The organism is Olivibacter jilunii, from assembly GCF_900607235.1.
GTDB classification, from domain to species: domain Bacteria; phylum Bacteroidota; class Bacteroidia; order Sphingobacteriales; family Sphingobacteriaceae; genus Olivibacter; species Olivibacter oleidegradans.
The window spans coordinates 382,738-395,768 of the sequence record NZ_LR027849.1; the positions used below are offsets into that span (position 1 = coordinate 382,738).

Annotated in this window: 13 protein-coding genes; 10 read left to right on the forward strand and 3 right to left on the reverse strand. The window is 40.3% G+C overall.

The genetic code is table 11. From position 1 onward, the window contains the following. The first annotated feature begins 636 nt into the window (after positions 1 to 636). From E0E36_RS07585 to E0E36_RS07605, 5 genes are all read left to right on the forward strand, one after another. The gene (locus E0E36_RS07585; protein WP_341273582.1) at positions 637 to 912 is read left to right on the forward strand and encodes an ArsR/SmtB family transcription factor; all 276 of its coding nucleotides are present in this window, start codon (positions 637 to 639) and stop codon (positions 910 to 912) included. A 149-nt stretch (positions 913 to 1,061) separates the two neighbouring features. Then, the gene (locus E0E36_RS07590; protein ID WP_130855425.1) at positions 1,062 to 1,568 is read left to right on the forward strand and encodes an SRPBCC family protein; all 507 of its coding nucleotides are present in this window, start codon (positions 1,062 to 1,064) and stop codon (positions 1,566 to 1,568) included. A gap of 405 nt (positions 1,569 to 1,973) precedes the next feature. Continuing rightward, a complete protein-coding gene (locus E0E36_RS07595; RefSeq protein ID WP_130855426.1) occupies positions 1,974 to 4,358 on the forward strand; it encodes an ABC transporter permease in 2,385 nt (794 codons plus the stop codon). Between the two features lie 365 nt (positions 4,359 to 4,723). Beyond that, complete coding sequence (locus E0E36_RS07600) at positions 4,724 to 5,086, forward strand: MmcQ/YjbR family DNA-binding protein (RefSeq protein WP_130855427.1); 363 nt, start codon at positions 4,724 to 4,726, stop codon at positions 5,084 to 5,086. Between the two features lie 70 nt (positions 5,087 to 5,156). After that, the gene (locus E0E36_RS07605; protein ID WP_130855428.1) at positions 5,157 to 6,110 is read left to right on the forward strand and encodes a homocysteine S-methyltransferase family protein; all 954 of its coding nucleotides are present in this window, start codon (positions 5,157 to 5,159) and stop codon (positions 6,108 to 6,110) included. 43 nt (positions 6,111 to 6,153) lie between these two features. Here E0E36_RS07605 and E0E36_RS07610 read toward each other — a convergent pair whose 3' ends face one another. Beyond that, entirely contained in the window at positions 6,154 to 7,080 is a 927-nt protein-coding gene (locus E0E36_RS07610; protein WP_130855429.1) for a helix-turn-helix domain-containing protein, read from the reverse strand. Positions 7,081 to 7,186: 106 nt separating this feature from the next. Here E0E36_RS07610 and E0E36_RS07615 point away from each other — a divergent pair, with 106 nt between their 5' ends. From E0E36_RS07615 to E0E36_RS07625, 3 genes are all read left to right on the forward strand, one after another. Continuing rightward, complete coding sequence (locus tag E0E36_RS07615) at positions 7,187 to 8,392, forward strand: alpha/beta hydrolase family protein (protein ID WP_130855430.1); 1,206 nt, start codon at positions 7,187 to 7,189, stop codon at positions 8,390 to 8,392. A gap of 313 nt (positions 8,393 to 8,705) precedes the next feature. After that, positions 8,706 to 9,476 carry an RpnC/YadD family protein gene (locus E0E36_RS07620; protein ID WP_130855431.1) on the forward strand — a complete coding sequence of 257 codons (771 nt, stop codon included), beginning with the start codon at positions 8,706 to 8,708 and terminating at the stop codon, positions 9,474 to 9,476. 12 nt (positions 9,477 to 9,488) lie between these two features. Beyond that, complete coding sequence (locus tag E0E36_RS07625; RefSeq protein WP_130855432.1) at positions 9,489 to 9,710, forward strand: hypothetical protein; 222 nt, start codon at positions 9,489 to 9,491, stop codon at positions 9,708 to 9,710. A 413-nt stretch (positions 9,711 to 10,123) separates the two neighbouring features. Here the strand turns inward: E0E36_RS07625 and E0E36_RS07630 are convergent, their stop codons facing one another. Then, the gene (locus tag E0E36_RS07630; RefSeq protein ID WP_130855433.1) at positions 10,124 to 10,492 is read right to left on the reverse strand and encodes a hypothetical protein; all 369 of its coding nucleotides are present in this window, start codon (positions 10,490 to 10,492) and stop codon (positions 10,124 to 10,126) included. A 283-nt stretch (positions 10,493 to 10,775) separates the two neighbouring features. On the opposite strand from E0E36_RS07630, the gene E0E36_RS07635 reads away from it, so the two are divergent. Further along, entirely contained in the window at positions 10,776 to 11,315 is a 540-nt protein-coding gene (locus E0E36_RS07635; protein ID WP_130855434.1) for a hypothetical protein, read from the forward strand. 54 nt (positions 11,316 to 11,369) lie between these two features. On the opposite strand, the gene E0E36_RS07640 is transcribed toward E0E36_RS07635, so the two are convergent. Beyond that, the gene (locus E0E36_RS07640; protein WP_130855435.1) at positions 11,370 to 11,966 is read right to left on the reverse strand and encodes an alpha-ketoglutarate-dependent dioxygenase AlkB family protein; all 597 of its coding nucleotides are present in this window, start codon (positions 11,964 to 11,966) and stop codon (positions 11,370 to 11,372) included. A gap of 153 nt (positions 11,967 to 12,119) precedes the next feature. Between E0E36_RS07640 and E0E36_RS07645 the strand changes: the two genes are divergently transcribed. After that, complete coding sequence (locus E0E36_RS07645; RefSeq protein ID WP_130855436.1) at positions 12,120 to 12,953, forward strand: RpnC/YadD family protein; 834 nt, start codon at positions 12,120 to 12,122, stop codon at positions 12,951 to 12,953. Positions 12,954 to 13,031 lie beyond the last annotated feature (78 nt).

The window sequence follows — 13,031 nt, forward strand, 5'->3', positions numbered from 1 at the left end:
CTTTATCCAGTAACTGATTTTTCATCGTATCATGCTTGTCATATGATTTGTCAGGAAAAGGAGTTCCGCTTTCGAACTCCTTTTCTAGTTACGAAGTAAGATATGAAGAACGAAATTATCGTGCAGTACCAGCAGATCTGATTACAGACCCGTCAAAAGAGCTGAACCGGAACAAAATCGTGGTCCTCAAGCGCAGTTTGCCTCCCAATTTACATTTATTGCGGTGTTGACCTGTATTTGTATCATCGAAGGTGCTTTGCTTAGAAAGGCATTTACAAAAAGATCATTACAGCATCTAGGATACTGCGAGACGTTACTGAAGAAAATGGCGGCGGTCTGAACACCGGCTATTTTCAGCCTTTAAGTCATGCACAAATAAAGGCCGATCGGCAGTACATGCGAGATCTTCGCGAGTTAAGCGACCAGTATGGTGGCATGATTAACCGAACGCAAGAAAAGATAAAAAAAATTGCGAAACCGAAAAGTTGCATTTATATTTGCAACTGATTGGTTTCTTAATTTAATTTGAAAATAAAAAAGTTGAGCTTACTATTTTCCAATCTATCAAAGAAGTATTGCCGTTAACGTTAATAAAATCGCATTCAATGTGTTATTGAATTATAAATCCAACAAATAATGAGGCGAGATATTTTCCAAGCCGTAGCAGATCCTACAAGACGGGCAATTATTACACTCATTCCATTGCAGGCAATGATGCCCAATGCCATTGCCGAGCATTTTGATGCCACAAGACAAGCCATTTCAAAACATTTGCGGATTTTGACGGAGTGTGAACTGTTAAAACAAAAGCACAGAGGCAGGGAAATTTATTACCAACTTGAAATTGATAAGATGAAAGAAATAGATAAATGGCTGGGAGCAGTTCCGCAAAATTTGGGAAACCAAATTTAATCAATTGGATGATTTATTGGCTAAAATGCAACGGAAGTAATCATACCACAAAGGCACAGCTTGTCCCGATTATTCAGGAAAGCCACAAAAAAGAACTTATTGTCTTTGTGTCTTCGAGGCAAGAAAAATAAAACGTAAAAATCAAAAAAATGAACAGTAACCTATTATTCGATTTTACAGTCAGAAAAGAAACAAAAACCATTCACATAAAACGTGAATTTAATGCAGACCGTGAATTGGTTTGGGAGGCGTGGACAAATCCCGCACTTCTCGCCCAATGGTGGGCCCCGAAACCGTATCAAATCGAGACCAAAATTTTCGATTTAAAAGTAGGCGGAATGTGGCTGTATGCAATGGTTAGTCCCGAGAATGAAAAACATTGGAACAAAGCGGATTACAAGATTATTGAAACCAACAAGTTGCTGTCTTTTTTTGATGCTTTTTGTGATGAAAACGGAATTGAAAACACCTTTAAACCGCATTCACTTTGGATAAATAATTTTACAGAAGAAAACGGTATCACAACCGTAAATATTACGATGAAGCACGACAAATTGGAAGACATCGAAATGCTGATTGATACGGGTTTCAAAGAGGGCTTTACAATGGCAGTCGGCAATTTGGACGAATTATTATTAACTTTAAAAAACAAATAAAATGGCAAAACAAATTTCTATAATCTAGCAGTAAAACCCTTTCATCCCGCGGCGGTTCTTTTTTGGAAGCCCTTTCCTGGGCGTTAATTTGTTGCTGCGCCTCTAAAATATTCTTCTCTGTTGGGGCAATTTGAGGACTTCCTGTTTAAGAACATTCTTTTTTCCCGAATACCGAAAAAGTCTTTGACTTGGACAAGAATAAAAAATCCCTAGCACCAAAGCAACCCGAAGCTGATGCTTTTTCCCAATCCAGGTATGTCCGAATCCGCACAATAGGTGTCTGAAAACGAACGCCGTCAAATTGGCAACGGCTTGTTTTTGATAAACTGTAAGGCATTTGTCGTAGTGGCAGTTTTATTGTGCCGATGAGCAAGGAATTAATTCCCATGGACAAAATTAGAAGTCATGATTAAGAGCTATTTTACAATTGCTTGGCGTAATATGAAAAGGAACCAGGCGTTCGCGATCATCAATATTCTTGGACTTACCATCGGTGTGACCGTTTGTACGATGATCTTCCTTTTTGTCAGAAATGAATTTACTTTTGATAGATTCCACGAACAGGGAAAAAATATTTACCGTCTAGTCCGTAGCTTTGATGAAAATGGTTCTGAGAAACGGGTGCCCTGGTTATCTCCGCCTTTTGCTACGGCTTTGCCGATTGATTTTTCCGGCGAGGTTAAAAAAGCAACTCGGGTATGGCCGGGCAATGCATTGGTAGCTTTTGGATCGATTTCATTTAACGAAAAAAAAGTACTGAAAGCCGATAGTGATTTTTTTACTTTCTTTTCCTTTCCCCTGGTAGCCGGTAACCCTGCCACAGCCTTAAGTAATCCCGGAAGTATCGTCTTGACCGAATCGACTGCCCGAAAATATTTCGGTGATCAAGATCCACTGGGCAAGATTATCGAATTGGATAAAAACTTGCCGCTTACCGTCACCGGAATTGCTAAAGATATACCGGCAAATTCCCACCTGGATTTTGACCTTGTTGTCCCTTTATCAAATTATACTGTTACTGACGAATCCGAAAATTGGTTTTTTAACTGCTTATTTACCTATGTGTTACTCCGTGAGGGTACTGATCCATCCTCCCTGGAAAGCAAATTTCCCAGCTTTGTCCAAAAGCATATGGGCCAGCTACTAGAACGGATCGGGCTCAAGATAAACCTTTCGCTAACGCCTCTTTCCGATATATATTTTGAACCGGGCGGCCCTCCTGACCCAAGCAGACATGGGAATAAAACTTTAGCATACATTTTTATAGCAATTGCGCTATTGATTCTGCTTATTGCCTGTGTCAATTTTATAAATCTTTCTACCATCAAGGCTATTGAACGCTCAAAAGAAGTGGGACTGAGAAAAGTAATGGGTGCCATAAAGAGTCACCTGGCCGGACAGTTTATCAGTGAATCCGTTTTAACGGTGCTCATTTCATCTTTGGTTTCGTTAGGTCTTGTAAAGTTATTGAACCCTCTTTACGCCCGGTTGCTTGGATATCCCCTTGATATCCCTTGGAACACATGGCATTTATACGCTTTCTTTGCCGGAATCATATTGGTTGTTGGATTCTTGGCAGGTAGCTATCCTGCATTCTTTATTTCCGGTTTTTCGCCCGTTCAGACCCTCAAAGGTAAACTCCGGTTGGGTAAGGGTGGCTCCACGTTCCGGCAGGCTTTGGTAACCCTCCAATTCGGTATTTCGATTCTCCTGGTTATTGGAGTCGTGGTGATTTCCAGTCAACTGAAATATATGAAAACGAAGGAATTAGGCTACAATATGGAACATGTCGTGAGCATACGTGTGGATGGTAATAATGATATCTACAGGGGGAGGCGGCAATTTAAGGAAGACTTACAAAACAACACGGCAATAAAAGAGGTGTCGCTAATGTCGGGTGAACCGGGAGGATTCCACGACTCGCAAACATTTCAGGTTGAAGGTACTGACGATCGTATCTGGTCATTAAGAACACAGTTTGCCGATTTCGAATATATAGAAACTTTAGGCTTAAAGATGATCGCAGGAAGGGACTTTTCGACATCGTTTAAAACCGATACCACCAACTCGGTTCTGATTAACAGAACGGCGGCCGCCACGCTGGGATATACGCCGGATCAGGCAATCGGTAAGTGGATACAGAATACCATAAGGGATAACTCCAGACGCAGAATTATTGGAGTAGTGGAGGACTTTAACTTTCTTTCCCTCAAAGACAAAGTGGAGCCACTTGTTATTTCTCCGAATGAGGATAACCGAGTGGCATTGATTGCGCTGAAATCGGGAAATATCAAGGAGGGGATGAATGCTATCGAAAGGGAGTACCGAAAGTTGGCACCGGATTACCCTTTTGAATATAGCTTTCTTGATCAGCGTTTTGATGAGCTTTATAGGAAAGATATCCAGCAACAAACACTTATGACTATTTTTTCGGCACTCTCCATTTTTGTTGCCAGCCTTGGTCTTTACGGACTGGCGTCGTTTACGGCAGCTAAACGTACGAAGGAAATAGGTATACGCAAAGTACTAGGGGCGTCTATCAATGGCATTTTTCAATTGTTATCTAAAGATTTCATCAAGCCTGTTTTGTTTGCTTTTTGCATCGTTTCACCAATCGGTTGGTGGGTAATGAATCGCTGGCTAGCGAACTTTGCTTACCATATTGATATTGCATGGTGGATGTTTGCACTTTCCGGCTTTATTGCGGTATGCATTGCCTTGCTTACGGTAAGCTCGCAAGCTATTCGGGCGGCAGTGGAAAATCCTATAAACTCGCTTAGGGATGACTGATACCTCTTTTTGTTTTTTCGGTTAACGGGTAATGGAAGAGACGGCTTTTTCTATTAAGCACTATAAATTAAGTACGAAAGCTTCCTACCGTTTAGCTAACTTTTATTTCATCTCTGCGAACAGGAACCAACTGATAAAAGAAAGGTATAAAGTTGTCATCAACGTAATCTACTTTAATGCAGATGGCGTATATTTGGTTATATATTATGCAGTTCATCCTGGATGTGACGAAAGCAGAAAAGTGACGCAACCGTTCATATCTATGCTAATACCGTCGCTGCAAGAATAATCGGTAAACTGTGGCACAGATGCACGGCAAATTAACTGCATACAGTGAGGCTGGATAACTAAGAATAAACAAAATTATGCAAACAGATTACCCGTTTTTTCTCCACGTCATCCGCCGAGCAGTGTCCGCCCTACCGGAAGTACAGGAAAGACTCTGTCACGGGACACCGGCCTTTTACGCAGGCAACAAGATATTTGCCCGCATTCAGGATGATTACGAATCGATAGCCGTTTATACCAAAAAAAAGGATTTTTGGCTGAAAAAGGATCCCACCATTTATTTTACAACTTCACATTTCGATGGCTATGACTATGTACTGATTGCGCTGGCTTCCGCCGACCCCGACGAATTGAATAAGCTATTGCTGGAAGGCTGGCTTGCCCGCGCTACCAAACGAGCGGTGAATGAATATGAGCACCTGCGGCACGGGTCTGATTGAAGCTTGTTTGGCGCTTCCAAACACTCCTCCGTAAAGCCGTCGGTTGCCAAGCATATCAAAATTTTTATACATGGCTACTGTAAATACCGTATTACCAAATGGAACTTCCAATCTGTACTTAACCGACGGAGGCCTTGAAACGACATTGGTTTTCCTTCTGGGCCATGAGCTGCCTTGTTTTGCTGCTTTTGATCTCTTGAAAGATGAAAAGGGCTATCACGCACTTAGGGATTACTATAAGCGCTATTTGAACATCTCCAAGGATTTCGGAATGGGTTTTATCCTGGAAAGCCCTACTTGGCGGGCAAATCCGGATTGGATGGAAAGGGTAGGATATCCCGGATCGGCAATTGTAGACGTGAACGAAAAAGCAGTCCAGCTCCTTAACGATCTAAAAAAGGAGTTTGAAAACGACATCGACAATATTGTCCTTAGCGGATGCGTTGGCCCACGCGGTGACGGCTATGTACCGGAACATAAAATGACCGCTGAAGAAGCCCAGAAATATCATGCCAGGCAGATAGTTGTTTTTAGCCAAACCCCAGTCGATATGGTTTCTGCAATTACCATGAATTATGTGGAAGAAGCTATCGGCATTGCCCGCGCATCGGCCGCTGTTGGTCTTCCGACGGTAGTTTCCTTCACGGTGGAAACGGACGGTAAACTGCCAACCGGAATGAGCCTGAAGGAGGCTATTAATCAAGTTGATAAAAATGTATCCCAGCCTCCGCTTTACTTCATGATCAACTGTGCGCACCCGAGTCATTTTTTCAACGAATTGGAATCGGGTAGAAACGAATACTGGACAAAGCGTATCAGGGGCCTGCGGGCAAATGCTTCCTGCAAAAGCCATGCAGAATTGGATGAAGCGACGGAATTGGATAGAGGGAGTCCGCAAAACCTCGCCATCGAACATAAAAAGCTGAAAGCAGCTTTCAGTCAGCTAAACGTATTCGGCGGGTGCTGTGGCACCGACGAAGAGCATATTATAGCCATTGCGCGTGAGGTCAAAGCGTCCTCCTGAACGATCAAGTTCGATTATTTTATTGTATAGTGTATGTTATATTCTAGTTTAACATGCTGTAAGCCTTTGGTTTCATGCCAATATATCGCTCAAACATGCGTGTAAAATGGCTAAGATTTTCAAAACCTAACAAATAGCCGACTTCTGAGACAGAAATTTTTTGATTTTTCAGCATTTTTGCTGCTTCCAGCATTCGATTTTTCTGGAAATAGTCATAGATTCCCATACCAAATATCTGGATAAATAATTTTCTCATTTTGTTAATATTCATTCCTGCGATTTTGGACAGTTCCTCTATAGTAACTGGTTGTGATAAATCGTGAATCAATCTTTCTTTGACTTTATAAATAGAAATTATATCCCCTTCATTTAACTTTTGGAATTTAATTTGGTCACGTTTGCTAAGACTTTTGAATAAGCTAAAAATCAATTGCAAAGAAACAATACGGTAGTTGAAATCTGTTAATACTTCTTGTCGTTTGGAGTAGATGATTTCTGTAACAAGACGTACAATATCATCTGTCAGAATTTCTTCAATAAGAAAATGATGATAGTTGTTCAAAAGAAAATTAAAGTTTTCGGCTTCTGTTCCTAATAACGCCTGTAAATATGGAATACGGATAATCACGCAAAGCACCTGTACCTTTTCTCCTTTCTTAAAGTTGCTTATTCGTGTTGCCGAATAGGGAAAAATATGTACAACAGGTTTTTCCGTCTGGGTATTGGAAATCGTATCTGGTTCCTGTACAACATTTTTGAAATAAAAGCAGATTGCATTATCAAAGTAGCTCGGGGTAGTCGAGTTTCTTCGGAATGTTTTATGTACTATATATGACAGTGAAAACATTGCCATTTCAGGGAAAAAATCAAAAGTTTTATAATCTAGAACTTCTAAGTAATGAACAGTATCCGTACCATAATTGTATTGGATTTTTTTGAAAAAATTCAACAAACCTGAGGTATCTTTCATTTTACAATGACTTTTTTCGACTATTTTTAATGGTTATTGAGTTATTTTAATGATAAAGATAGTGATAATTTAGCAATATGATTTTTAATAAAAAAAACAAGATAGTATGAAATCGCAAAATGAGAGTTTAACAAATCAATCAGACAGAGGTGCCGATTATTCAACTCAAAGATTGACCCAACGTTACCGTTTTAATGACCCAAATATGGACCTTTTTTTTCTTGGAGCACTCAGCTGGGGCGCAGCAGGCGGTTTGTCGGTAGGTGAGGCTTTTTATGTTGCATCCCAGATAGAAGATGGCCATCCTGATTCGTGGGCTGATGCCTTTGAAAATCAAGCCGAAATATTGATAGAGCAAGGGAAGGGTTGGCTGGAAGAAGGAAATGTTAGAGCAGCCGGTGAAGTTCATTTGAAGACTTTTGCAGCCTATCGCTCTGCATGGCAATTTGTAGTTCCCGGGGAACGATTTGACTATTTGTTTCAAAGTAGCCAAGAATATTTTGATTTAGCAATGAAAGGACTTCAGCTGCCGGCTACCAAGTTTTCTGTTTATTATGGAGGAGGGGAATTGCCGGGACACTTTTATCAATCAGCAGATAGCAGTGCTCCTACAATTTTAATCATTGGGGGAGCGGATACGTGTCATGAAGACCGCTTTTTATCTCAAGGTCGTTATTATTTGGATAGAGGCTATTCTGTAGCTTTGGTAGATTTGCCTGGACAAGGTTTAGTTCCCAATCAGGGACTTTATTGGGAACAACAAACCGAAAATTCAATACATAAGGTAGTTGATACGCTCATTGAAAAATTTAATGTAAACACAAAAAAGCTGGTGCTTTTGGGAATGAGTTTGGGAGGCTATTTCGCTTGTCGTTCCGCTGCTTATGAACCGAGACTGGCAGCGGTTGTTGCTACACCGGCTCTTTATAACCCAGGGGAATTGTTTACAGGTGTTCGTGAACAATTGTCTTCGGGAATACCGGAATCTGCTGCCGGAGCTAACAACCTTCAAGTACTTTTATGGAAGGCCGGTGTTAAAGGCGTAACAGAACTGGTAGAAAAATGGGATAATAATGCTGTAGATCCGAAACGGGTGAAAATACCATTTATGTCTGTACTGGGAATGCAGGAAGGCGCTGTATGGAAAAAACAAACCAAAGAATGGTACGAAGCGATAGAAAACGATCAAAAAAAGCTAATCACTCTTGATGCTGAGACGGGTGCTGATGCACACTGTCAGGGAAATAACGCTTTGAGATTGGTACAAGAAGTGGAAACTTGGTTAAAAGTTGTATTGTCAAAATCAGCGTAAATCAGTACACTTCAATGTAGTATGGACATTTGTTCAACTTACATGAGGCTTGCTTCATAAAGCGCCATATCTAAAGAAACTCAAGCGATTTAAATGGGGCTCATTATGCTCAAGAATAATCTTCACGGGTGGCATGCTGTTTTTTTTCTTTTACGGATTGGATGTGGCTATATAAATCAGTTTACTTATGTTCATATGACATTGGTTTTGGGCAAAGGTAGGCCAATTGCTTTATGTGGGCACCAATATTTTCAGGTTTAGAATCTTCGTTCATAAGTGGAAACATCTTAGAACATTTTCGTTAAATTTGCATATGACCAATTATAAAAATCAAACCGAGAGAAAACCTAGAAAGAAAAACGATGAGCTTCTGAAAGGCGCGTTTGAAGAATGGTTTTCCGAGTTCTTACGGTTTCTTTATCCAAATGCAGATGATCTGTTTGATTTTAACCATAAGCTGGTATTAATGGATAAGGAATTATTGTCGATCATTCCCAACAGGGAGCGCAATAGTGATAAACGCATTGCCGATCTATTGGTGAAAATACACATGAAGAATGGAACAGAAAGCCATATTCTGATTAATACCGAATTGGAAGGGGGTAATGATCACGAATTTGCTAAACGGATCTATCAATATCATTACAGAATATGGGACCGATACAATATCTCGGTGGCAACAATAGCGATATTTACCGGAGATAAGAACCAAAAAAGACCGAGCGAATATTGGCGTCAGACACTCGATACTACAATGAGTTTCCGATATAGGACGTACCATATATTTGACAATGACGAAGAGGAACTACTGCTTATGGACAATCCGTTTTCACTTGTGGTGCTTGCTTGTCAAAAGTCACTCTTAGAGGGAAAAATACCTGATGAAGAACTGGGAAGTGAACGACTTACTATAGCCAAGGCATTGATAACTCATAATTATGATCGAGATCGTATATTGAGCTTTTTGGTATTCCTAAAGAATTTTCTTTACATTGAAAATGAAGAACCCGACGTGATTAAAATAATCGGTAAATATATTGCCACTGATTATTTTAACCATCAAAGGCTCCGTCCGGCAATTTAAGATCAAAGACAATTGGACGAAATTAATCGTATCTTTGATACAGAGGTTGAAAAGTTATCCAGAGGAACAATTGATATGGGAATAATAGAAACAGTAAAGCAGCAGGAAAGAAACAAGGGAAAACGTGAAGAAGCGGTTGCTATAGCGCGCGAGATGAAAAAGGATGGTTTGCCTAACAGCCAAATTGCCAAATTCACTAAACTTTCCCTTAAGGAAATTGAGAAATTGAAATAGTGGAGATATGCTAGCCCTAAAACTCCTTAGCTATTACAAAGATAGGTGATTAATTGATCAATGCAAAGTCTTTGTATATGATAACAATCTTTGAGACCTATTATTTATTCTAATGCTAACTCTTTTAAAGAGCGCTTGCAAGCGCTACATGCATGATCGGACCAATTATGATTGAAGCGTAATAAATGGTTGTTTTACTTTAAAGTAACTTGTAAAGTTCTCTTAATATAAATGCATAAATATTCACTTGCTTGATTTACTCCTTGCAATAGTTTTTATTAGCTTATAGTATTCTTCGGGTCTATCGCGTTTGCCCTCTATTTTATTAATTTCTCCAGGCTTCTCAATGATACCCAGAAGATCCTTTTTGAAACACGATCAGCAACTCTTCAACGCTTATAATAGTTAGTTATTTATGGCGATTTAATTAATTGAAATGTTCCTGTTGCCTGATTTGGAGAAGAAACAAGCCCGTTATAATACACCGTATCAAGTTTCATTCCTGGGCACTCTGATGGTAAGTCCGGCGACGCAACATAAATTAACGTGTCAATATCGGCTTCGGAAATTCGGAAATAGCAGGTGTCCCTATCCGTTCCGTGTGCATTAAAACTAAAATATTTGTGATCTTCTCCTTCTATACTTACTGGATAAGGTAAGGTGATTCCCCGCAATTGATAAATCTGCAAACTATCAGACTGGAAGGGTGCATCGGGAGAGAAAAATAGATCTGTCCCATTCTTGCTTACAATATTGAAATTGATTTTGATCGGAGGTATCATATTTGTACACTCTAGGGAATAAGGGTCGTTTTCAGAACATGAAACCAAGATACAGGAAAGGAATGAGAAGACTGATAAACTTTTTATGAATGCTTTATTCATGGCTTTATTGGTGAGTTAAATATTGAACGATTTAAGTTGCAGCTTTGCTACATAACATGAAATCTGCTATAATTGCCCTGACAGAGTCCCCCTCTACGAAAAATATGATAAAACTACAAATTCGTGTGACGAAACGGGTCGATTCCGTGACGAAAGCATAAGAAATAATGATATTTGTCCAATGATAAGACATAACGAAAAGTACCTGGATACTATTTACAAATATTATCCCAAGGATCTTGATCCGGGTGATCAGGAATATCAGGAAAGTGCCGAATACATCGCTTTTCTCAAACTGAAAGAACGTTGCGCTTCTGACAACAGCCTATTTGGCAACCTATGTAAGGTTATTGCAGAAGAGCGAAAGGTAAATGTTGCCGAGCGGATTAATTTCAGCTATATTGCTCAATTCTACTTGCCCGAAAGAATCGGTTACGCTAAATTGGATTCCTGTACCTTTATTATAAGCGGAATGGAAAAGGTGTATTCTGTTTATTTGCGTTCTGACCTAACAAAAGTAACGACCCTGGAGGGAATCCGATCCCAGGGTGAGCTTGATCTGATCAATGACATAATTAAACACATTAATCGCATCTATCCCGATTACGTGCCTTTTGATATGGACTTTTACCATACCCGGGTTCCGGGAATTATGTCATCCGGCCGTTATAATGATCAGTCTACATATTTTGAATGTCTGCTATCAAACACCATATACTAACTCTTCACTGAAGTTGGCGAAATTAACGCCGGTCGTTCAGTCGTTTTTCCTATCCTATAAAATAACCTTTCGGAACGTCAGGTTTATTCTCGGCCCTATGATCGCGTTCGATTTGGCTATCCTATGTTCCCAGTAAAGTTGCAGATCGCCTTTCATGAGCAGAAGGGAGCCGTGCTGGAGCTTGATGGAATAGCGACTGGCATGGTCGTCCTTCCTGCGGAAATCAAAGTTCCGTTCGGCTCCCAGGCTCAGGGAAGCTATTTCGGTTTTGCGGCCGGGCACCGTGTCCTTGTCGGCATGCCAAGCCACCGAATCATTTCCATCGCGGTAGAGGTTCAGCAGCACGCCCTGAAAGGCCATGCCGGTAAATGCCTCCACACGCTGCCTTATCACCTGCAGTTCCGGCAGCCAGGGTATCGGTTCACGCCGGTCATCCGCCCGTAGGGGGCGGTCTCCGTACCATGCCGTCAATCTAGGCGTTGGCACCTCCTTATCGTACATCTTAACCTTGGTCTGCTGCCAGGGCACATTGTGCAATAAAAAAGCGAGCAGCGTATCCGCTTCCGGCCGTTCCAGAAAGTCGGGCGTATAATCCATCAGTTCCCGTGGCAGTACCAATTGCCGGTTATCATCAAACAATTTCCCCTGCATCTCCAATCAATTAAAATTTACCTGAAATTCCGTCCTTTCGGAAACAGCTCCAGTTGAGCATCAAATATATATAAAAGAAAAACCTGAAATGTTTTTTTTTGCTAAAAAAATTAGATTTTTTTATATTTGTGTTATACCTGAATCGTAATCTAAATGAGCCAAAGTAAATCGCAAGCGAATCAATATGATAAGATTATAAAGGAGAACCTGGAGTTGACCTTGCCTGTTATTGTTCGGGAGGTGCTTGGATTGGACATTGTCGAAAGCGAGGAGCTTCCGGATGATATACAGCATACAAAGGAACGGAAGCCTGACGCATTGAAAAAGGTTACCGACTCAAAAGGGAATACTTATGTACTTCATGTTGAGTTTCAGGTGAAAAGCGAAAGGGACATTGTGTTTCGTATGATAGAATACTGCGCTATGCTGATGCGTAAATATAGAATCCCTGTAAGGCAATATGTCATTTACCTGGGAGATACACGGCCAAGAATGCCAACTGTCGTAGAAACTGAAACCTTGACATTTCGCTATGCCCTGATCTCGCTCTATGAAGCCAATTATAAGCTATTCTTAAAATCTGACAATCCAGAGGTGAAAATGTTAGGAATATTAGGTAACTTTGAACATAACGATAGTTATACCGTTGTTAAAGAAATCATTGAGGATATAAAATTTCAGACAAGGGGGGATTTCGCTGAAAGTCGATATTTCAAACAATTGCGTATATTTGTGCAATTGCGTAGTAATTTAGAAACACAATTTGAAAAAGCTATGGAAGCAGTAAGCAAATTTTTTAAAGAAGAAAGAGACTTTCTTTATCGCAAAGGTGAAGCGAAGGGTGAGGCTAGGAAAAGCTATGATGTGGTAGAGAACTTGCTTATAAAACTTGGTCTATCTGACGAAAAGGCTGCGGAAATTGCTGAAGTATCAATAGACTTCGTCCAAAAAGTCCGTGCCGATTTGGCTAAAAAGAAGAAGAATTAAGCATCAGGTATTTGTAGATATATTGAAGCCGTTTCTTGTTTAGAGGCGGCTTTTTCTATTAAGCACTATAAATTAAGT

Excerpts from the sequence above, each read along its gene's own strand:
- E0E36_RS07585 (WP_341273582.1), top strand. The coding sequence starts at position 637 with ATGAGGCGAGATATTTTCCAAGCCGTAGCAGATCCTACAAGACGGGCA.
- E0E36_RS07590 (WP_130855425.1), top strand. The coding sequence starts at position 1,062 with ATGAACAGTAACCTATTATTCGATTTTACAGTCAGAAAAGAAACAAAA.
- E0E36_RS07595 (WP_130855426.1), top strand. The coding sequence starts at position 1,974 with ATGATTAAGAGCTATTTTACAATTGCTTGGCGTAATATGAAAAGGAAC.
- E0E36_RS07600 (WP_130855427.1), top strand. The coding sequence starts at position 4,724 with ATGCAAACAGATTACCCGTTTTTTCTCCACGTCATCCGCCGAGCAGTG.
- E0E36_RS07605 (WP_130855428.1), top strand. The coding sequence starts at position 5,157 with ATGGCTACTGTAAATACCGTATTACCAAATGGAACTTCCAATCTGTAC.
- E0E36_RS07610 (WP_130855429.1), bottom strand. The coding sequence starts at position 7,080 with ATGAAAGATACCTCAGGTTTGTTGAATTTTTTCAAAAAAATCCAATAC.
- E0E36_RS07615 (WP_130855430.1), top strand. The coding sequence starts at position 7,187 with ATGAAATCGCAAAATGAGAGTTTAACAAATCAATCAGACAGAGGTGCC.
- E0E36_RS07620 (WP_130855431.1), top strand. The coding sequence starts at position 8,706 with ATGACCAATTATAAAAATCAAACCGAGAGAAAACCTAGAAAGAAAAAC.
- E0E36_RS07630 (WP_130855433.1), bottom strand. The coding sequence starts at position 10,492 with ATGATACCTCCGATCAAAATCAATTTCAATATTGTAAGCAAGAATGGG.
- E0E36_RS07635 (WP_130855434.1), top strand. The coding sequence starts at position 10,776 with ATGATAAGACATAACGAAAAGTACCTGGATACTATTTACAAATATTAT.
- E0E36_RS07640 (WP_130855435.1), bottom strand. The coding sequence starts at position 11,966 with ATGCAGGGGAAATTGTTTGATGATAACCGGCAATTGGTACTGCCACGG.
- E0E36_RS07645 (WP_130855436.1), top strand. The coding sequence starts at position 12,120 with ATGAGCCAAAGTAAATCGCAAGCGAATCAATATGATAAGATTATAAAG.